Annotated in this window: 20 protein-coding genes and 1 pseudogene; 6 read left to right on the top strand and 15 right to left on the bottom strand. The window is 58.2% G+C overall.

Annotated elements, in window-relative coordinates:
- Positions 1-39: 39 nt before the first annotated feature.
- The 4 genes from AB4M76_RS19505 to AB4M76_RS19490 form a co-directional block, all read right to left on the bottom strand.
- Positions 40-1284: a sialidase family protein gene (locus tag AB4M76_RS19505; RefSeq protein ID WP_050672453.1), complete on the bottom strand. Its 1245-nt coding sequence runs from the start codon at positions 1282-1284 to the stop codon at positions 40-42.
- Between the two features lie 169 nt (positions 1285-1453).
- Positions 1454-2293, bottom strand: coding sequence for a multicopper oxidase family protein (locus AB4M76_RS19500; protein WP_368443836.1), 840 nt, complete (start codon positions 2291-2293; stop codon positions 1454-1456).
- Between the two features lie 26 nt (positions 2294-2319).
- A complete protein-coding gene (locus tag AB4M76_RS19495) occupies positions 2320-2604 on the bottom strand; it encodes a multicopper oxidase domain-containing protein (protein ID WP_368443835.1) in 285 nt (94 codons plus the stop codon).
- Between the two features lie 255 nt (positions 2605-2859).
- The gene (locus tag AB4M76_RS19490; RefSeq protein WP_043847224.1) at positions 2860-3525 is read right to left on the bottom strand and encodes a DUF3047 domain-containing protein; all 666 of its coding nucleotides are present in this window, start codon (positions 3523-3525) and stop codon (positions 2860-2862) included.
- 459 nt (positions 3526-3984) lie between these two features.
- Between AB4M76_RS19490 and lgt the strand changes: the two are divergent.
- Positions 3985-4900: pseudogene (lgt, locus tag AB4M76_RS19485) on the top strand (prolipoprotein diacylglyceryl transferase).
- A 69-nt stretch (positions 4901-4969) separates the two neighbouring features.
- Here the strand turns inward: lgt and AB4M76_RS19480 are convergent.
- Positions 4970-5353: a hypothetical protein gene (locus tag AB4M76_RS19480; protein WP_009824461.1), complete on the bottom strand. Its 384-nt coding sequence runs from the start codon at positions 5351-5353 to the stop codon at positions 4970-4972.
- Positions 5354-5566: 213 nt separating this feature from the next.
- Between AB4M76_RS19480 and AB4M76_RS19475 the strand changes: the two genes are divergently transcribed.
- A complete protein-coding gene (locus tag AB4M76_RS19475; RefSeq protein ID WP_009824462.1) occupies positions 5567-6133 on the top strand; it encodes a Crp/Fnr family transcriptional regulator in 567 nt (188 codons plus the stop codon).
- Positions 6134-6250: 117 nt separating this feature from the next.
- On the opposite strand, the gene AB4M76_RS19470 is transcribed toward AB4M76_RS19475, so the two are convergent.
- The 8 genes from AB4M76_RS19470 to AB4M76_RS19435 form a co-directional block, all read right to left on the bottom strand.
- The gene (locus AB4M76_RS19470; RefSeq protein ID WP_368443834.1) at positions 6251-7123 is read right to left on the bottom strand and encodes a cation diffusion facilitator family transporter; all 873 of its coding nucleotides are present in this window, start codon (positions 7121-7123) and stop codon (positions 6251-6253) included.
- Positions 7124-7208: 85 nt separating this feature from the next.
- The gene (locus tag AB4M76_RS19465; protein WP_043847221.1) at positions 7209-9554 is read right to left on the bottom strand and encodes a heavy metal translocating P-type ATPase; all 2346 of its coding nucleotides are present in this window, start codon (positions 9552-9554) and stop codon (positions 7209-7211) included.
- Positions 9555-9675: 121 nt separating this feature from the next.
- Positions 9676-10233 (bottom strand): ubiquinol-cytochrome c reductase iron-sulfur subunit, encoded by a 558-nt coding sequence (petA, locus tag AB4M76_RS19460; RefSeq protein WP_009824465.1) that lies wholly within the window; start codon positions 10231-10233, stop codon positions 9676-9678.
- A gap of 87 nt (positions 10234-10320) precedes the next feature.
- Positions 10321-10911: a TVP38/TMEM64 family protein gene (locus AB4M76_RS19455; protein WP_227512171.1), complete on the bottom strand. Its 591-nt coding sequence runs from the start codon at positions 10909-10911 to the stop codon at positions 10321-10323.
- Positions 10912-10984: 73 nt separating this feature from the next.
- Positions 10985-11128, bottom strand: coding sequence for a hypothetical protein (locus tag AB4M76_RS19450; RefSeq protein WP_009824469.1), 144 nt, complete (start codon positions 11126-11128; stop codon positions 10985-10987).
- A gap of 70 nt (positions 11129-11198) precedes the next feature.
- Positions 11199-12650, bottom strand: coding sequence for a multicopper oxidase family protein (locus AB4M76_RS19445; RefSeq protein ID WP_043847217.1), 1452 nt, complete (start codon positions 12648-12650; stop codon positions 11199-11201).
- A 1-nt stretch (position 12651) separates the two neighbouring features.
- Complete coding sequence (locus tag AB4M76_RS19440) at positions 12652-13119, bottom strand: rhodanese-like domain-containing protein (RefSeq protein ID WP_043847215.1); 468 nt, start codon at positions 13117-13119, stop codon at positions 12652-12654.
- A 39-nt stretch (positions 13120-13158) separates the two neighbouring features.
- Positions 13159-13704 carry a calcium-binding protein gene (locus tag AB4M76_RS19435; RefSeq protein ID WP_043847211.1) on the bottom strand — a complete coding sequence of 182 codons (546 nt, stop codon included), beginning with the start codon at positions 13702-13704 and terminating at the stop codon, positions 13159-13161.
- A gap of 196 nt (positions 13705-13900) precedes the next feature.
- Here AB4M76_RS19435 and AB4M76_RS19430 point away from each other — a divergent pair, with 196 nt between their 5' ends.
- From AB4M76_RS19430 to ccmI, 4 genes are read left to right on the top strand one after another with little or no spacing between them, the layout of a single operon-like run.
- Complete coding sequence (locus AB4M76_RS19430; protein WP_043847210.1) at positions 13901-15901, top strand: heme lyase CcmF/NrfE family subunit; 2001 nt, start codon at positions 13901-13903, stop codon at positions 15899-15901.
- 2 nt (positions 15902-15903) lie between these two features.
- Positions 15904-16470 (top strand): DsbE family thiol:disulfide interchange protein, encoded by a 567-nt coding sequence (locus AB4M76_RS19425; protein WP_009824474.1) that lies wholly within the window; start codon positions 15904-15906, stop codon positions 16468-16470.
- A complete protein-coding gene (locus AB4M76_RS19420) occupies positions 16467-16937 on the top strand; it encodes a cytochrome c-type biogenesis protein (RefSeq protein ID WP_009824475.1) in 471 nt (156 codons plus the stop codon). Before AB4M76_RS19425 ends, AB4M76_RS19420 begins: the two co-directional genes overlap by 4 nt.
- Positions 16934-18091, top strand: coding sequence for a c-type cytochrome biogenesis protein CcmI (gene ccmI / locus AB4M76_RS19415; RefSeq protein WP_043847209.1), 1158 nt, complete (start codon positions 16934-16936; stop codon positions 18089-18091). The genes AB4M76_RS19420 and ccmI overlap by 4 nt, the downstream gene beginning before the upstream one ends.
- Before the next feature lie 280 nt (positions 18092-18371).
- Here the strand turns inward: ccmI and AB4M76_RS19410 are convergent, their stop codons facing one another.
- Positions 18372-18683, bottom strand: a complete 312-nt coding sequence (locus AB4M76_RS19410) for a DUF2933 domain-containing protein (RefSeq protein WP_037953520.1) — start codon at positions 18681-18683, stop codon at positions 18372-18374.
- A 119-nt stretch (positions 18684-18802) separates the two neighbouring features.
- Positions 18803-19345 (bottom strand): hypothetical protein, encoded by a 543-nt coding sequence (locus AB4M76_RS19405; protein WP_050672448.1) that lies wholly within the window; start codon positions 19343-19345, stop codon positions 18803-18805.
- Positions 19346-19359: the final 14 nt, after the last annotated feature.

The raw sequence follows: 19359 nt of genomic DNA, 5'->3' as shown, positions 1-19359 counted from the left end.
AGCCAAGCGAAAGAACCATCAGCTTTCGTCCGGAAACCTTCAATAGGAAGCGAAAACCGTGCGTATAGTCGAACTCGGTTCCGGATCATCCGAGTTGCTGGGCTGTGTCCACGACAGGTAAACCCCTTCATTCGTTCGCGCCGTGCGCGGGAAGTTGACCGAACCTGCGCCGTTGTTTCGCGCAATCAGTTGCAGGTCCTTACACTGCTGACCGGTTGTGATCTGGCAAGCAAGGATCACCTCGCTCTCATTTGCCCATTCGACCCACGTCACGAACGCAGTCTGAGGGTCCAGCATGAGAATATCGACCCGACCGGCGGGAATCCCGAGGCTGACTTTCGCCGGATCGCCAAAATTTCTGCCACCATCGGAAGAGAACGCAACCTTGACTTCCGGCTTGTCATTTGCAGCCGTGAACCAGGCCACGGCGGCTGTTTGACCGGCGGTCGCGATGGCGGGGCCATTGACCGGGCAGCCGGAGATTTCCCAGCCGTCATTGTGGACGTTTGTTGGTTCTGACCACATGCCGCCTTGGTGTCTTACGACAGATATATCCCTGATTTCCGCATCTGTTCTGTCGCGGTATGCGACAAGGACGGTGCCATCGTCCAGCGATGCGGCGGACGTCTGGCAGCATGAACAGGTCTGCGCATCGACAAGAACATCATCGGTTCGCGTACCTTCGGGCGTGATCCGGGTTGCGCGCAACTGCATTGCATCCGGGTAGTTGCTGGCTGCGCTGGTGAAAAGCGGCTTGTCATATGCGCGTCCGTCAAGCCAGACAGACATCAAGGAACCGTCTTCGAGCGGCTGGAGCGTGACAAAACCGTGTTGGCTAACCGACCGATCATCATGTGGCGTTATCGGTGCGCTCCATGTCAGGCCCTCATCCGGCGAAAGAGAGATCTTGACGTCATAGGCATAGTCGTTTTTGGAATTTTCCCACAGCCAGTGAGCCGCAAAGGTACCGTCATCAAGCGCAACAACGGACGGAAAATCGGCCCAGTTCACGAAGAGTTCGTCGGACACGGTAACAGTGCGGGCCGCGCTCCATTCTGCGTCTTCAAGGACCGACAATTTTACCGCAAACCCGGCAGGGTGTGGTTCGGTCCAACCCAGCAGGACCCGATCATCCTGCAGTGCGAACAGGGTGGGTTCCTGCGCATTGTTCCCGACCGGTGGGTCTAGGTCGGCGAACTCCAATGGCTCGGCAAGGACCATGCCCGCCGTCATGCCCATGAACAGATGGGCCACAATCACGCCAGAATGGATTTTTGATGGCATTGCGCACCTTTCCGATTATCAGACCAGCGTCATTCACAACCTGAGCATAGGCAAATTTTGGCGAGTGCCATGTAAACTTTTGTATGACGGGCCTGTGCTTGTTGTTAAGAGCGATATCCCGTTGTGGCACAGCTTCGCGTCAACGGTTGGCGCAACCACCGCTCCGACCTCAGCTGACTTGCATCCAGGTCGCCATGCCATCAGCCTGATGGCTCAGCATATGGCAGTGCAGCATCCACGCGCCGGGATTGTCGAGTACGCACACAATCGTCATCTTCTCGCCCGGCGCTACGAGGGTCGTGTCGCGAAGGTGGGTTCGCGCACCATTCTGATCGGTTTCCCAGAAATGGTGGCCATGCAGGTGGATACCGTGCGGAAAAGCAGTGTCGTTCACCATCCGCACCTGCACTGCTTCATCACGTCTTGCCGAAATCAGCGGTTTGTTCGGCAGACCGCTCACGTCGTTGAAGGCCCAGCCCCCGAACCCGCCGTGCGCGCCGTCCCCGGCACCGCCTTGCATGAAGAGATCTGCCGTTTGCGTGATCTCTCCGGGCGCGGGCACGAGGTTCGCGGGGAGGGGAGCTATCGGCGCAGACCGGATTTGTCGCTGACCGTTCAACATAATGCCCCCCAGTTCCTCGCCACCCGAAGGCACGGTTTCTCTTAGGATCACATCACCCGTCACATCTGCGATGATGTCGATGCGCTGCGCCGGTGCGAGTTTTAGATTGCCCAGCGAAACCAGCTCGGGCAGCGGCATCCCGTCATAGGCCACACAAAAGCCCGTCAGCCCGTCGATACGTATCTCGAAAATGCGATCCGGTGTCGGATTGATCAGACGCAACCGGATGTGATCCCCCAGCCGCGCCTGCTCAGACGACAGGAAGGTGGTCATCAAGTCCCCCAGCCTACCTGCTGTTATGAAATCAGCGCGGTCGAATTCCATGTCGAACTGGCCGGTGTCATCAAGCCGAATGTCGAAGAGGATGGCCGTGATGTCCTGATCCACGTCTGGCGGGGCAGGTTCTTCGACGATCAGGGGCCGAACAGTCCGCGGGCGACCTGTTCGTAGGAAAGGTAGTGGGAGTGATACCAGTAGGTTCCGGCATCGGGAACCGGAAACCGGTACTCGTAACCCTCATTCGGGATGATGACATCCTGTGTCAGCACGTTTACGCCGTCCATCGCGTTGGGCAACCGAATGCCATGCCAGTGTACGAGGGTCCCGTCCTCCAGCCCGTTTTCCACCCGCGCCCGCAGAATATCGTTCTGGCGCTGTCTGATTTCGGGGCCGGGACAGGTGCCATTGAATCCAAGCATTGCAATGTCCCGCGACCCGATCCGGGTGAAGGCCGGGCGTCAGGGTGACAGGCACCGAAGCCGCACTCAGGGGCAGGGGGAGCGTGGCTGCGCCAAGCGCAACCATCATCTGAAGACGCTTAAGCATGGGTTTCCGTGTATTCCGTTTCTGGGGCCTGCAACCCACATCCCCCACCGTTGCGGAAGGGCGTCCCGGCGAGATATATTGATACATTGCAGATCGGCGCCCAGGTTTGGCGGAATACCGGAGAGCACCTAACGTATCTGCAGGTCCTGAATGGCCGCAAGGATCTTTCCGTCGGTATCATCGCTGTCGGCTGTCACCGCAAGACCGACCAGAACCTTTGGCATGTCCCCGAACGCACGCACGAAATCGCGATCCAGGTTCACATTCTCGGTGAAGTTGCCGGTTTGCGCCGTTTGCAGAATTTTCGATTTGAGACCCGTCGAGTAGGGGCTGTTCAGCAATGCGCCTTTCGCATGATTGCCACCCCAGACATAAACCAGCGCCCGCGTATTGGGATCACGCAGCAATTTGCGCGCCGTTGTTCGGCCAAGCGTGCTTGCGGTCTGCGGATCGACGAATATGAAGTACAAAGCAAGATTGCGATCATCGCCGCCGCGCCGTGTGAGGTCGGTTCCCTTAACACCCTGCGTGACGGACCATTCCCACATTGCTGCCTTTGCGGTGCCAAGGGCTGCGCTGACCGGACGCCAGAGAACCGAAACCGTGCCATCGGAAATCACGTCCAGCCGCCGACCTTGCAGGCCGTACTCGTTCGAAAAGAGCCGCAAGAGGCCCTGTTCTTTCCAGCTTCCATCGAATGGAATTGTCTTTCCTTGCGCATAGAGGGGCGGGGCGTTTGCAGCTAATGCAACAAAAGCGATGAAAAGTGTCGCTGCGAGGGACCGTATAAACATCTGAACTCCTTTTGCGATGCCGCTGGTCCTGCTTTGATCCCGGTTATCACCATTATGTGCCGTCATGATCCGTTGAATTGTGCCGGGCGCGCGCAACTTCAATGAACATATCCGTGATCATAGATGTGGTTGCGCAATGGTCGTTGCAGGACGCGGGAGCGAATTCAGATCATGGAGCGCGACCTTGATCGGCTGATTTCCCGCGACGGACGGATCCAGTAGGCGGCGGAGCTTCCAACCGTTACAAACAAGTACAAAACTCATGGGATACAAGCGCCTGAACACATGGACGCGGGTGCCGATGTGCGTCATCTCTGGTTCAACGGAACCGACTCCCGCACGCAAGGATGGCACATTCACCACAGCGCTTTGGGCTGGGGACAACAGGGTTGAACGCGCCAACGTCCGTTGCGGGAAACAAAATGTGGCCTTGTGTGAAACAGGCAAAGGTAACAAAGAATGCTGACTTCGATTATCCAATTTCCTGACATCGGAACAGAGATTTTTGCCGTTGATATCGGATCGTTCCGCTTTGCCCTGCGTTGGTATGCGCTGGCCTATATTGTTGGCCTCCTTATCGGCTGGCGCATCTGTGTCGCATTGGTCCGCTCTTCGTCAGTCTGGGGGGCCGGGGCGCCGCCGCTGCAACCCAAGCAACTGGAAGACCTGCTGACATGGATCATTCTGGGCGTGATCGTGGGGGGCAGGCTGGGGTTCGTGCTTTTCTATCAACCTCAGTACTATTTTCAGAACCCCGTCGAAATCTTCATGGTCTGGCAGGGTGGTATGTCATTTCATGGCGGCTTTTTCGGCGTGGTCGTGGCCACCTTGCTTTTTTGCTATCGCAACGGCGCACCCGTTCTATCAACGGCGGATCTGCTCGCTGTTGCAACACCACCGGGTCTTTTCCTCGGTCGGCTGGCCAACTTCACCAATAACGAGCTTTGGGGCCGTCCGACCGATGTGCCCTGGGCGGTGGCATTCCCCGGCGAGGCGGCCCGTCGTGGGCCTGTGTGGCCGCCATCCGTCCCAGCTTTATGAGGCTCTTCTGGAGGGTATCCTGCTTGGCTCGGTCCTGATCTTTCTGGCCTGGAAACGCGGTTGGCTGCGCTTTCCCGGAAGCCTTACTGGCCTGTTCCTGGCGGGATACGGAAGCGCAAGGTTCCTTGTCGAGTTCTTCCGGCAGCCTGATATGCAGTTCGTCACGCAGGACAACCCGATTGGACATGCGGTTCATTGGGCGGGCTATGGGCTGACAATGGGCCAACTGCTGTCGTTGCCGATGATTATCCTTGGCGCGGCCCTGATCGTATGGTCCCGCAGGCGTGTGACGGTTAATTCTGCGGATCTGGTGTCGACATCAGATTCTTTGTGAATATCCGAGCGTAGTGTTGGCGAAGTGACCATTGCGGCCTGGGTCCGCATATGAGCCTTGGGCGCGTGCTCAATGATGCGGCTTGCGTCCTTTCGCAATCATCAGATGGTGCTCTTGATGATGTACACCGATTGTCATCAGACCAAAGAAACCAAGGCCCTGTATTTGTTCACCATCGCCACCCACGATCAGTGCGACACCATCCTCCATTTCTTCTGACGCAACACTCCAGCCTGTTTCACCGGCAAGGAACGGTGCATGGGCGGGAACCATTGTGTTGATGGCCGACAGGACACGCGGGCTGCCACGCACTTCGAACCGTGCCCCGTCGGGCCGCAGAATGCGGGTGACCTCTGCCTTTCGTGTCAAAAGGTCCATATCGACCAGATGGTCCCTCAGTTTGTCGATATTGACGGCGCCCCAATCGGTTTCGGGATCGGCCTGGAGCAGCACAACTATTTCGGCCAATGCGGCGAAGGCGGACTGGCCGGTTTCCTGGGGCGTCGGACGCGTGACCCATGGATGAATGCATTTGTTGCGGCGTAACGGGTGTCGCAAGCAAGACAGCGAAGAGAACGGGTATCAGTCGCATGGACCAGCCTTTCCTGAGTGTATTCGGATTCAGCCTAGTACCTGATCGGACCCTGAAATGATGATTTGGATCATATGATGCCTGAACCCTATAATCTCATACCGCCCTCCGCCTTGCGTCCGCTGACGAGGGCCGCAGGGGATACGGTCTTTCGTCAGGGCGCGCGGACCTGCGGCCTTTATGTTGTTAAGTGCGGGCGCGTTCATCTTGAGCGTGTCGGCCCGGATGGCGAACGATTTATCATCTACCGTGCCGAGCCCGGGATGAGCCTTGCCGAAGCATCGGTGTTTTCGGATAGATACCACTGCGATGCGGTCGTGGCGGAGGCTGGGGCGTTTGTACAGATCGACAAAGCGGCGGTCTTGTCTGCCTTTGCAGATCCGGATTTTGCACGCGCCTATGCGCGGCAAGCGGCACAGCAGATACAAGCGCAACGTCAGGCGCTTGAGATCGTAGGCATCCGCCGCGCAGAAGAACGGGTCTATGCCGGTATGGTGGCGGGCCTGCTTGAAAGCTCCGTTGTCGATTTTGCCAGCGCGCTGCACCTTTCGCACGAGGCCACCTATCGGGCCTTGCGAAAGCTTGTGAATGATGGCCGGATCGCAAATCCGACCCGGGGAACGTATCATTTGCGCCCCTGAATGGATCAGCCGGACCATGCCCGGTTCGAGATAACAAAAGGTGCGGTAGCAAAGCTTGGCGGGTATTTCGCTTGCCCGATAACAATGAGAATTGCTGCCCGCGACGATGACCTGTTTTCAAAGATCGCCGTTATGCCCTGTCTTACTGCTCGCCGCTGAAAGGTCGATTGCCTCAGCGCCGCTTTCGTCGAAGCACCGTGTTTCGATCTGCAGGGTTGCGAAAAAGAACCCGAAGTCCTTACGCAGCATGTCGTAGGCGGTTTGCAGGACCTCTTCTTGATCTGCTTGCTCTGTGACACGCAGATGCGCGGAGAAGACATGCTTGCCACTTGTCAGCGCCCAGGCATGAATATGGTGAACATCGGAAACCTCGTGCAGTTCTTCAAGGGTACGTTTGATTTCAGGCAGACTCACTTCGGGAGGCGTGCCTTCCATCAAAAGATGCGCCGCTTCTTTCAGCAATCCCCAGCTCGCCCATAGCAGGACAAACCCGAACGCCATGCCAAGCAGCGGGTCGATCAGCAGAAACCCGGTGAATTCGATTGCGAGGGCGGTCACGATGATCAACAGACTGCCAACAAAGGTCTGGATGATATGCCAGAACGCTCCCTTCGTGTTCAGATCTTCCTTGCTTTGCTTCCAGATCAGCGCAAGCGAAATGAACTCCGTAAAGAGCCCCCCGGCAGCCGCAATCAGCATCGGACCCGTTGGAAGATCAATTGGCGCAGACATGCGCATGGCAGCCATCGCGATGACAACAACCGCCATGGCCAGCAAGAAGCCGCCATTCACAAGGGCGACGATGATTTCGGCGCGCGCCCAGCCAAAGCCCCGCTCTTCATCCGCCGGACGCAACGCCATACGCGCCGCGACAATGGCGACCAGCACACCGCCCACGGCCGAAAAGGTATGGAACGCGTCGGAGATGACCGCGATTGACCCTGTCCATAGGCCAATCGCCAGTTCAATCACAAAATAGATGCCGGTCAACTAGGCTGATATCGCCAGCCCCTTGCCGCCGGACGGCATATGCCCCTGATGTCCGCCTGCCATCATCTATCTCCTTAGTTTGCGACTAAAGCCGTACCCGTCGCAGCCGCAGTGCATTGCTAATGACGGAGACCGAAGACAGGCTCATCGCGGCGGCGGCGATCATCGGCGACAGAAGAAGGCCGAAAAACGGGTAGAGAATACCAGCCGCGATGGGCACACCTGCGGTATTGTAGGCGAAGGCAAAAAACAGGTTCTGCTTGATGTTTCGCACCGTTGCCTTTGCCAATCGGCGCGCACGCACGATGCCGACAAGATCACCACCCAGAAGGGTGATGCCTGCGCTTTCCACGGCAACGTCGGCACCGGTGCCCATCGCAATGCCCACATCAGCCGCCGCCAGGGCAGGGGCATCGTTCACGCCGTCTCCTGCCATGGCGATCCGGGCCCCTTCTTGTCTGAGGGAGTCCACCAATGCCTTCTTGTCTTCGGGCAAGACGCCTGCGTGGACTTCATCAATACCCAGCTTTGCGGCGACGGCTTCGGCGGTTTTCTGATTGTCACCGGTTGCCATTATGACCCTGAGACCGAGGCGATGAAGGTCATCGATGGCGTCTGCCGTGGACTCCTTGATGGGATCGGCAACAGCGACAATGCCGGCAAAAGTGCCATCTATCGCCACAAGCATTGCTGTCTTTCCAGATTCACGAAGGTCGTCCGCAGCAAATTCCGCAATCGAAGCGTCAACGTTGATCTCTGCCATCATGGCGGGATTCCCAAGTGCCACGACCTGGCCATCGACCATGCCTTTCACGCCCTTGCCAGTCACGGCTTCGAATTCCGTTGCGTTCGGAAGCGTCAGCCCCCGTGCCAGCGCACCCTCGACTATTGCTTCGGCCAGCGGATGTTCGGAGCCCCGTTCGAGGGCCGCAGCCATTGTCAGCAGGTCATTTTCAGCCTTGTCCCCCGTGGGCACCACGTCTGTCAGCTTGGGGCGCCCTTCGGTGAGTGTTCCGGTCTTGTCAACGATGACGGTATCGACACGCGCCATGCGTTCCAGTGCTTCGGCGTCTTTGATCAGAACGCCAGCCTGTGCCCCGCGGCCCGCCGCCGTTGTGATCGAAATGGGCGTCGCAAGGCCCAAGGCACAGGGGCAAGCAATGATAAGAACGGATACGGCTGCAGTAACAGCGAAGGCGAGCGCGGGATCGGGCCCTAAGAACAGCCAGACAACGAAGGATATGATCGCAATGACGACAACCGTCGGAACAAAGACGGACGATACCCGGTCCGCCAGACCCTGAATCGGCGCGCGCGACCGCTTTGCACCTGCCACCATGTCCACGATCTGGGACAGGACCGTGTCCGCACCGACCTGTGTGGCCCGGATCGCCAATGTGCCGTTCTTGTTGATCGTGCCGCCTGTGACCCGGTCGCCTTGTGTTTTCTCGACCGGCAACGGCTCTCCGGTGATCATACTTTCGTCGATAGATGAATGCCCTTCGAGGACCTCGGCATCGACGGGTATGCTGTCGCCGGGGCGTACCCGCAACCTGTCACCCTCAACAATGTGTTCGAGAGGTGCGTCATATTCCGTCCCGTCCGGCAGGATCCGCCGCGCCGTTTTTGGTGCGAGATCGAGCAATGCACGGATGGCATCACCCGTCCGTTCGCGGGCGCGCAACTCGAGCACCTGACCGACAAAGATCAGCGCAACGATCACAACCGCAGCTTCGTAATATGTCCCGACGCTTTGGCCGTTTCGATACGCTTCGGGGAAAATGCCGGGCAGGAATGTTGCGGCAAGCGAATAGATATAGGCAGCCCCGACGCCAAGCGCGATCAGGGTCCACATGTTCGGCGATATATTCCTGATCGATTCCCACCCCCTTTTGAAGAAGGGAAGAGCCGCCCAGAGAATGATCGGGGTTGCGAGGACGAATTCGATGTAGACGGCCGTCTGATGTCCGATCCATTCCCGCACAGGTAGGCCGACCAGTTCACCCATCGTCAGGATAACCAGCGGAACGGCGGCTGCCGCGCTGATCCACATGCGTGTTGTGAAATCGGACAACTCTTCTGACGGCTCGTCCGATGGAAGCATCGGTTCAAGCGCCATGCCGCAGATCGGACAGGACCCGGGCTCATCCTTCAGGATTTGCGGATGCATCGGGCAGGTCCATTGCGTACCGGCCTCGCCATGTGCTGGTGTCTTTTGGGCGTTTCCCGACGCATAGTAAAATGGGTCTTTGCCAAACTTGGTTTCGCAGTTTTCCGAGCAGAAATGAAAGACCTCTCCATCATACTCGGCACTGCGCGTGTCTTCGTCTATCTCGACGGTCATGCCGCACACCGGGTCGGTCGCTGTATCTGGGTCTGATGCGGTCGAGGTGCGCGTCATGTCGTGATGATGTTCTTGGTCCGTGGCCATCTTCTAATTCCCGTTTTCAAGACAATTGAACACATAACCCTTCCAGTTACTGGAGGGTCAAGACTCTTCCGACAACGCTGCGTATGAATTTTATGGGCCTTCGCGATGCGCGAAGCTCCTGTCAGCCCAGGGTCAGTATCATGTCTTCCGAAACGGACATCGTGGGAATATGCAGGTTCTCCGGTGCCGGACCCTTTCGAATGCGTCCTGCTGTATCATAATGGGAGCCATGACAGGGACAGAACCAACCACCAAAATCGCCGGCTCCGTCACCAAGTGGTACACATCCCAGATGCGTGCAAACGCCTATCATGACCAAGAAATTCTCATTTCCCGCCACTGCCCTGTTTGCATCGGTGGCCAGGTCATCTCCGGATATGTTGGGATTTCTGGCGACGGTATCAGGAAGGGAAAGCACATCTTCCGAACGGGCCTGCGCGATTTCCGCGTCGGTCCTGTGCCGGATGAACACCGGCTTGCCGAGAAAACTGACAGTCAATTGCGTTCCGGGTTCCACACCGGAGATATCGACGCGGATCTGGGACAGCGCGCGGACATCGGCGGATGGGTTCATCTGATTGAGCAATGGCCAGACCGCAGCCCCTACGGCAACCGCGCCCGTTCCGGCGGTGGCGTAGTACAGGAAATCCCGGCGGAGTTGTGGTGTTTGTGTATCCATAGCGATTCACGGTCGCAGCTTCCTGTGGGGGAAGGTCAATGGTAAAGTAGGCAATCACGGTTTTCATTTTTGCTGACATACTCAGACTTAGGAAGCGTTGGTTGACCGATTTGTTCGCCAGAGCGCTGCGACCAGCAACGGTGCGGCAGTCATCAATCCAAGACCGATGATGATCCACTCAGCAGTGCCGAAATCTCCCGACATGGCCTCTGCTCCGAAATGCGCGAGCAGGAAACTGGCTGGAAGAATGCCTGCCAGAGTTGCGATCAGGAACCGCCAAAGGCGCAGGCGGCTGAGACCGGCAGCGTAGCTCATTGCGTCAAACGAGATGAAGGGCAAGAGGCGAGACGCGAACACCGTCAACATCAACAGATTTTGAGAGCCCAATAACCCGAAACCGGCCTTATCCCCAAGCCAGCGCTCAACGTGGTCGCGCCCGATATAGCGGGCGATGATGAATGCCACGAGTGCACCCAGTTCCGACCCGATGGCGACATAGACAGCTCCGGCAACATGACCATACGCCGCGCCTGCCACCAGTGCGACCGGTGCACTTGGAATGGGGCTTGCCACGATCGAAACCATCATGAGCACGATGATGAGCAACGGTCCCAAAGCGCCGGCCCGCTCTATCCAGACCTCGATAGTCTCGCGGGCTATCGCCGGGCCATATCCCATTGCCCATATGGCTATCAAAAGTACGCCAAGCGCAACCACCAACCATAGCCCAACCCGATGCAGGCGCGGTTTGCTAAGCGGCATGGAGCACCAAAAGAAAGAGAGCTGCGAAGACAATTGGCCTTTGCTCGGGCAAGATGAAATGCATAGGCGCAGAGATGACGATCAACAGCCCGCCGGCGAGGGTCAGCCGCTTGATGTGCAATTCGGTTTTCATCTCAAACCTCTATCGAGGAATAGGATTCCCCTAAAGGTTCCTGTCAGCGGAGGGTAAAGGGATTTCTGCGCTAAGCAACACTGAATTGCCCCATCATGCCGCCGTCTTCGTGTTCCAGAATGTGGCAGTGATACATGTAGGGCGCAGCCGCTGAGGCAGGTTTTTCGAATTTCATCGCAAGCTCCACTTCACCATCCACCAGTACCGTATCCTTCCAACCCCTGTTCTCTGCACGCGGTGCCGTACCGTTTTCCGACAGGACCTGAAACCGGACGCCGTGAACATGGAACGGGTGCATCATCATGGCCCCACGCACAATCCAACGCTCGATGCTGTTGAGTTTGGTGGAAAAATTGAGCGTTCCCGAATCGTATGACGCGCCGTTGATCGAAAATCGGTTACCGGACCGCGAGAACATCATCCCCATGCCCATCGACATATCCAGTGACAGACGTCGGACTGGCGCGTCCTTGACCGCAAGATCAGGCAACTGCCCGTCCAGAGAGCCGGGCAGGGCGTCGATGCGAACCGGAAGGGTTGTGTCGACAGCGAAAGGCAGCACGGTGAATGGACTGCCGGAACCGCCGCCGCCCATCATTCCGCCCATGGCCGAATTAATGATATCGTCGGACTTCAAAACACTGTCCCGCCCGCTTGTGAAATCCACAAGCACTTCTGCGCGCTCTCCTGGTGCAAGGGTCAGGCGGTTCAGCGCAATCGGTCGATCCAGAAATCCGGCATCTGTCGCGATGAGATGAAGCGACCGGCTGTCAGACATGGACAGGCGGTAAACCCGCGCATTCGAGCCGTTGACGACACGGCACCGCACGATCCCCTTCGGAACCGCTGCCGACGCGCCGATTTGACCGTTCACAACCATTGTGTCGCCCTGAAACCCGTTCATGGACTGGTGCATGCCGGGATCGTATTTCAGGCGTCCGCGCCAGTTGAACTGACGGTCCTGCAATACAAGGGTCAGATCATCGACCCCGTAGGCGGATGGCAATCCACGGGCGTCATCCGCGTCATCCGTCACCTGCAGAACACCCGCCAGCCCCAGCATGACCTGCCGTGCCGTCGCGCCGTGAATGTGGCTGTGATACCAGGCCGTTGCCGGGGGCTGGTCAAGGTCCAGCACCGGCTTCCAGGTGTCTCCCGGTGCGATGGCCTGATGTGGTCCGCCATCGAACTCACCGGCAACAACCAACCCGTGCCAATGCGCCGACATCGGCTCGCCAAGCGTGTTGTGCACCTCTGCCCGTGTCTCGACCCCGGCCTGCACCCGGATCGTCGGGCCAAGGTATCCCTGGTTGTAGCCGAACGTTTCGCTGGCGGCACCGTCGTCAAAACGGGTCTCGCCCGTGCGGGCTTCCAGCTGAAAAAGCCGGGATGTCGTCGCATCGAGAAGGGGAGGATACGCGAGCCTCTTGTCCGATGCCGCGAATGCAGCCGATGGCAGGGCAAATGCAGCCCCAAAGCCTGCGGCATGGCCCAACAGTTCTCGACGGTTCAACAGTTTCACTTCAACTCAATTCCTCTGGCAGCGCCGCCAGAGCCATATCGACACTGACGACCGGATAACCGCCCGCGATCCAGCCCGGTCCGGCGGCAGAACCGAGCATGCCTTCGGATACGTCAAGAAAGCCGCTGTAGCCAGCCTGCCGAAGACTTCGCATGACGCGGCCAGACCGCCCGCCTGTCGCACAGATGAGCGCGACAGGCCGCCCTTCGGCCCGTTCCCGGGCGGCAAAAAGCCGCTCGGCGAAACGGTCCTCATGCAGGCTGATGGGCCAGGTACCGTCGGCAACGCCGGTGTCGGTCCATTCCGGTCGCGACCGAACGTCGATCATCCGGATCAGGTCCTGTTGCAGCGCATCTGCTGCCATGTCCGCCGACCAGACCTCGGCGGTCTGGGCGACAGCCGAGAAAGGTGCAACGGAACTGGCCAACATCGCAAGGCTTGCGCCGCGGCGCGTCAGAAAGAAGGCCATAATTTGCCCCCATCAAGCTGAGTGCCGCAGGCTTGACCCTTATTCGCTGTCATGATGACCTTCCATGTCCGTTCCGGTGGAAGTACCGTTCATTTTGCTCATCCGTGTACCGGCATCTTCCATCTCGTCCTGAGAGATCTGGCCGTTACCGTCCGCATCGAGATGCTGAAAGCGATCTACCATGCGCGCGCGCATTGCGTCCATATGCAAGGCTTCGAACTCGTCAAGTGTCAACGCTCCATCGGAATTCGCATCGAACTCCCGCATTTTTTCGGACATCTGCGCGGCCATTTCATGAGGCTGTCCACCGGACATCATTGTCGACATCATGTCCCGATCCATCATTCCCATCATGTTGCCCTGGCCACCCATCATAGCGGCATGCATCTTCATCATTTTTCGCATCATCGGCATCATGTCCCCGCCCATCATGCCCATCTGATTGTCGCCATCGCCCATCGCCATGCCGGACATATTCCCGCTGTCAGGCTTGCTGTCGGCAGCCCCGTCGGATTCCGCAAATGCTGTTTGCGCCATGCCAACCGCGATCACCACGCCAAGCGCAATAATTTCTTGTTTTTTCATTTCTCATTCCTTTCAGACTTACCCTAGATACATTGGCGTTATAGCGCTTTGATTAAAGGCCAAGCGCGGGCCGTTTTATAATCATTTGTCACAGCATCCTGTTACAAACGGTGACAAAGCAACCACTCACAGTTCGCCGGACGATTTGCTAGACAGACGTCGATCCAGTGAATTCATTGAAGAGGCTGATGATCCTTTGACACCTGAAATCGGTCATTTCGCGCTGGCACTGGCCTTGGCCATGGCGCTTGTTCAAAGTGTGCTGCCCATCCTCGGTGCGGGGCGCGGAAACATCCTGTGGATGCAGTCTGCCAGATGGTCCTCGTTCGGTCAGGTTTTCTTTGTCGGCATCGCGTTTCTGGCGCTGATGCAAGCCTTCGTCACAAGCGACTTCACGGTCAAGAACGTGGTGGAGAATTCCAATTCACTCAAACCGATGCTGTTCAAGGTGGCAGGCACCTGGGGCAGTCACGAAGGATCCCTGTTGCTGTGGACCCTTATCCTGACGGTGTTTGGTGCGGCGGTCGCCCTCTTCGGATCGAACATTCCTCTGTCGCTGAAGGCAAGAACGCTGTCGGTGCAGGCCTGGATCAGTGTCGGTTTCCTGACTTTCATGCTGCTGACGTCCAATCCCTTCGACCGCGTTTTCCCTCCGGCAGACGACGGTCAGGACCTCAACCCATTATTGCAGGATGTCGGTCTCGCCATGCACCCGCCGCTTCTCTACTTCGGGTATGTCGGGTTCTCGATTGTCTTTTCGTTCGCGGTTGCCGCCCTGATCGAAGGGCGGGTGGACGCGGCCTGGGCACGGTGGGTACGTCCGTGGACGCTGGCTGCCTGGATGAGCCTGACCGCAGGCATCGCGCTGGGATCCTGGTGGGCCTATTATGAGCTTGGCTGGGGCGGCTGGTGGTTCTGGGATCCCGTTGAGAACGTCAGTTTCATGCCATGGCTGATGGGCACGGCACTGCTGCATTCCGCAATCGTGACGGAGAAACGGGATGCGTTCAAAAGCTGGACAATCCTTCTGGCGATCCTGACTTTTTCCCTATCGCTCTTGGGCACGTTCATTGTCCGATCGGGCCTGCTGACCTCTGTGCATGCATTCGCGGTCGACCCGGAAAGGGGACTTTATATCCTTGGATTGCTGGCCGTTTCGATCGGCGGTTCCCTTGCTCTGTTTGCCTGGCGCGCGCCGACAATGGAGCCCGGCGGCCTGTTTAAGCCGATCAGCCGGGAAGCGGGGCTATTGGTGAACAACCTGCTGCTGGCCACGGCCACCGGCATTGTGCTGTTCGGCACCTTGTACCCGCTCTTCTACGAAGCCGCGACGGGCGGTGAAAAACTGTCGGTGGGGCCGCCCTTCTTCAATGCGTCCTTTATTCCCGTGATGCTGCCGCTCGTCTTTGCGATGGGGCTGGGGCCTTACCTGTCCTGGAAACGTGCCGATCTGGCGGGCGTTCTGCAGCGGTTGCGTTTCGTGGTCGTTCTGGCCGTGCTCGCGACATTGGTGACCTGGTATCTCGCCGAGGGCGGTCCGGTGTTGGGGTATCTGTCGCTGATGCTTGCATTCTGGCTGTTTTTCTCAACCCTGCGGGAATGGGCGATGCGCATAAAGCTGTTTGAGGCACCGTTCCCGGAATCGGTGCGCCGTGCACGCAACCTGCCCAGATCCTCTCATGGGATGACACTGGCTCATGCGGGGCTCGCGATGGCGATGTTCGGATTTATCGGCTCGACGGTCTGGAAATCCGAGGAAATCATCTTTGTCCGGCCCGGTACAGAGGTCAGCATTGGTGGGTTCGATGTCACCTTTGAGGGGGCCGAACGTGTGCGTGGGCCAAATTACTTCGCGGATCGTGGCACGCTTCGTGTGGCCCGGGAGGGGAACTATGTCACCGATCTCTTCCCGGAGCGGCGTACCTATCCGGTCGCGCAAACCACCACCACAGAGAGCGCCATCAGATCGACAATGGCCGGTGATCTCTATGCGTCCATCGCAAATCCGGCCGCCGAGGACGAGAGCACGCAAGGGGCTTGGACCCTGCGCATCCTGTATGAACCTCTGGTCAACTTTATCTGGATCGGATCGGCGATGCTTGTGCTTGGTGGGGGTCTTTCGCTGTCTGACCGGCGGTTGCGCGTCGGGGCACCCCGTCGCAAGGCGACAGCGCCCGCAGCACTTCCTGCGGAGTAGGCATGGGACGTATACTGGCATTCATTCCGCTGGCAATCGCGGCCATTTTCGGGGGGTTTTTTCTGTGGGGCTTGAACCCGGACCGGGACCCGAACAACATTCCTTCGGTTCTGATCTCGCAGCCGGCACCCGAATTCGATCTGGCCGCTGTCGACGGGTTGGAGACGCCAGGGCTTTCCCGCGCCGATCTGGTCGGGAACCCGCGACCGGTCATCGTGAACGTGTTTGCCTCGTGGTGCGTGCCCTGCCGGGCCGAACACGGGGTTCTGACCCAGATGGTCGAAAAGGACGGGCTGACGTTGTTCGGGATCAATTACAAGGACAAGCCGGAGGATGCGACTAAATGGCTTGCTGAGCTTGGCAATCCCTACGAAAGGATCGGGTCTGATCTGAGCGGCAGAGTGGGGATTGAATGGGGCCTTTCGGGCGTACCTGAAACATTCATTGTCGGCTCTGACGGGACGGTGTTGTTCAGATATGTCGGCCCCGTCGTGGGCGAAACGGCGATTTCCACATTCAGGGAAGCATTGATCCAGGCTGGCGCGTTAGCAAGGGGCCAGAACGGATGAGGTATATCGCATTTGCTTTCCTCCTGCTGCTTCCGGTGACGGCCTTGGCGGTCGAGCCAGACGAGATGTTGCAGGATCCTGTACTGGAGCAACGCGCCCGTGAAATATCACGGGAACTGCGCTGCGTTGTCTGCCAGAATCAGGACATCGACAGCTCCAACGCCGGGGTTGCGCGGGACCTGCGCATACTGGTGCGCGAAAGGCTTGTTGCCGGTGACAGCGACAAGGAGGTCATCGCGTACATCCACGCCCGGTATGGCGATTATGTCCTGATGCGCCCGCCCCTGAATCGCGCCACTCTCGCGCTCTGGATGGCGCCCTTCGTGTTTGCGCTTGTTTCGCTGCTTGTCGGCTGGACCGTCATTTCGAGAAGCCGGCGCAGGGCTGCCGCAACGGGATTTTCCGATGACGAAAAAGCGGAAATTGCGCGTTTCATTGAAGAGAACGCTTCAAAGGACGGTTCATGATCTGGTTGGTTTTCGCCCTGTTATCCGTTGTAGGTCTGCTTTTCATGGGCCTGCCGCTGCGCCATCGGTCGTCGCGGACACCCGTCCCGGCTGACGCCACGGATGCGGTCCTCATGGATCAGTTGGATGAGGTTCGGCGGGATCTTGAGCGCGGTGTCATTTCCGACACCGAGGCCACGGCGGCGGAGCAGGAGATCAAGAGACGGATCCTCGTGCAGTCGCGCCGGTCCGTTCTGTCAGATGGGAAACCGGCGGCAGGGGGCCGCTTGATGGTCGTTCTGAGCGCAGTGTTCGTGCCGGTCTTCGCTTTTGGATATTACTCCGCAATGGGCTCGCCAGAGATCCCAGGTGTCGCCTTTGCCGAACGTGCCACTGAACGGCAGGAAGCGGCGGAAATCGCCGAATTGACAGATCGTCTGTACGTCCGGCTCAGTTCAGACCCCGAAGGCGGGCCTTCGGAAGGCTGGATGCTGCTGGGGCAAACCTATTCGAAAATGGGCCGGTATGCGGATGCAGCCGATGCATATAGAGTTGTCGCACAACGACCGGAGGCCGATTCCGCCGTCTTCTCCATGTTGGCCGAGGTTCTGATCTACGCAGAGCAAGGTGTGGTGACACCTGAAGCGGACACCGCGATTGATCGGGCGTACGAACTGGATCCTTCCAATCCCGGTGCTGCCTTTTTCAAGGCAGTCTCGCTCGAGCAGAAGGGCGATGAGGCTCGGGCTCACGAAACGCTGGTGGCCCGGCTGGACGATGCGGATAGGTTTTTCCCGTGGATGGAAAGCTTTGTTGGCGAAGCCAACCGGATTGGCGCGAAGATCGGCAAGGCTCCGATCTCGCTGGCCGACTATGCCCCGAAGACCAGTGCGTCCGGCCCGACACAGGAAGACATCGAAAACGCGCAGGACATGAGTGTGGAGGAACGACAGGATTTCATCCGCTCGATGGTCGAACGGCTGGCCACGCGGCTGGAAGATGAGCCTGACGATCTTGATGGATGGATGCGGCTTGGCAATGCCTATTCGGTTCTGGGTGATACCGCGCCGGCAATCGCGGCGTTTGAACACGCTGAAATCCTGTTGTCGGAGGTGCCGGGAGATGACCCGCGCCGTCAAGCCGTGCAAAGCGCGTTGGAACGGTTGCGCCCGTAGTGGCGTGGGCGACCGTCGCTGTGCAGGTGAATGTGAGGCAGGATCAAGGTTTGGCGCTTAATCGAAAGCCCATCCGGTCCGGCCGTCGTCACAGACTATTTCGTGGGTAGTACCTTCAGACTGACCGACCAAGCGACATCCTACGGGAAGCATGACGTCGTGTGCCGCATCCCGTGTCACGGAAGGGGGCTCAAGTGGGCAAAGCTTGCCCGAGGCCGACTGGGCACAACCGCCGAGGGCCAGAATACCTGCAATCGGAATTCCGATTGTCAGCCGCGTTCTAGCGGGCGCGTACCAGTTCTCGTTCGGGAGCTTGGCCATCTTCAAATTCTGCATCCACAGTCGCCTCGTTCGCCTGTTCAACTCTTGACCCGTGACACGACTTTCCCATCATCCTGTGCATGACGACATGCGCACCAAGACAAAGTGCGAGCGGCGCAAAAAGGCCGACGTTGCCCCACAGACCCGCGATCGTGCCGCCTGCAATAAAGAATGCGGCGACTGGAAACAACATAACGGCACAACAGGCCATCATACCATACTGCATCAGTTTCGATGAACCGGTGGATTTTTGACTTTGATTGTCAGACATGTAGCTCTCCAGAATATGCTCGTGTTCTTCTGCGACATTCCAGTGAGGCAAGGTCAAGGGTACATTCGGATACAATTTGATCAGATGACAGCCTGCGGGTCGTTGACCAAGTTGGCCCGTCAGGTTGCCAGATCCAACGCATAGGACAGGAATGTGACGAGGGGGATCGGGGTCAGGCTGAACAGCAAGGCCATGCTCATTGTCCTGAACATGGTAGGCTTCGATGCCTCGCCAGAAGGTTCTGTCAGAACCACCAGAAGCGCGATGAAGGTGCCGGGCGCCAGGGCATAGAGATATACGCCCGAGATGTTCCCAAACATGAACGACCGCTCGAGCGTTGGTCCGACCACGCTCAAAGCTGTTGCACGGCTGCCGTTGAACGAGCCGAACAGATCGGCCGACATCACATAGACGGCAATGTGAACCCCAATGAATGCGACACTCCGCAGCAGGCCATCTAAAACCAGGTAAACAATCGGCCGATGCTGGTACTGCTTCAGCGCGACCGATGCGGAAACGAACCCCAAGTAATTCACGAGGAAAACGACCACAAACCCATTGGTAAAGACCTGCCGGAGGAAGCGCGAGAGCGCGGTCCCATTCGTCAGCAGCAGCGTCGCAAAACCAGGCGTTGCGAGGATGTAGACAAGCAGGAACGGCAATATGCTTGCCAAGC

It is taken from the genome of Sulfitobacter sp. PS-8MA, from assembly GCF_040933935.1.
GTDB lineage: Bacteria > Pseudomonadota > Alphaproteobacteria > Rhodobacterales > Rhodobacteraceae > Sulfitobacter.
The sequence above is the reverse complement of the archived record's forward strand: the minus strand, read 5'-3'. Positions and strand labels throughout refer to the sequence as shown.

Coding starts and splice junctions, on each gene's coding strand:
- AB4M76_RS19425 (WP_009824474.1), top strand. CDS start 15,904: ATGGGACGTATACTGGCATTCATTCCGCTGGCAATCGCGGCCATTTTC.
- AB4M76_RS19440 (WP_043847215.1), bottom strand. CDS start 13,119: ATGGCCTTCTTTCTGACGCGCCGCGGCGCAAGCCTTGCGATGTTGGCC.
- AB4M76_RS19465 (WP_043847221.1), bottom strand. CDS start 9,554: ATGGCCACGGACCAAGAACATCATCACGACATGACGCGCACCTCGACC.
- AB4M76_RS19455 (WP_227512171.1), bottom strand. CDS start 10,911: ATGGGATATGGCCCGGCGATAGCCCGCGAGACTATCGAGGTCTGGATA.
- AB4M76_RS19490 (WP_043847224.1), bottom strand. CDS start 3,525: ATGTTTATACGGTCCCTCGCAGCGACACTTTTCATCGCTTTTGTTGCA.
- AB4M76_RS19505 (WP_050672453.1), bottom strand. CDS start 1,284: ATGCCATCAAAAATCCATTCTGGCGTGATTGTGGCCCATCTGTTCATG.
- AB4M76_RS19435 (WP_043847211.1), bottom strand. CDS start 13,704: ATGAAAAAACAAGAAATTATTGCGCTTGGCGTGGTGATCGCGGTTGGC.
- AB4M76_RS19475 (WP_009824462.1), top strand. CDS start 5,567: ATGATGCCTGAACCCTATAATCTCATACCGCCCTCCGCCTTGCGTCCG.
- AB4M76_RS19450 (WP_009824469.1), bottom strand. CDS start 11,128: ATGAAAACCGAATTGCACATCAAGCGGCTGACCCTCGCCGGCGGGCTG.
- ccmI (WP_043847209.1), top strand. CDS start 16,934: ATGATCTGGTTGGTTTTCGCCCTGTTATCCGTTGTAGGTCTGCTTTTC.
- AB4M76_RS19495 (WP_368443835.1), bottom strand. CDS start 2,604: ATGCTTGGATTCAATGGCACCTGTCCCGGCCCCGAAATCAGACAGCGC.
- petA (WP_009824465.1), bottom strand. CDS start 10,233: ATGGATACACAAACACCACAACTCCGCCGGGATTTCCTGTACTACGCC.
- AB4M76_RS19410 (WP_037953520.1), bottom strand. CDS start 18,683: ATGTCTGACAATCAAAGTCAAAAATCCACCGGTTCATCGAAACTGATG.
- AB4M76_RS19420 (WP_009824475.1), top strand. CDS start 16,467: ATGAGGTATATCGCATTTGCTTTCCTCCTGCTGCTTCCGGTGACGGCC.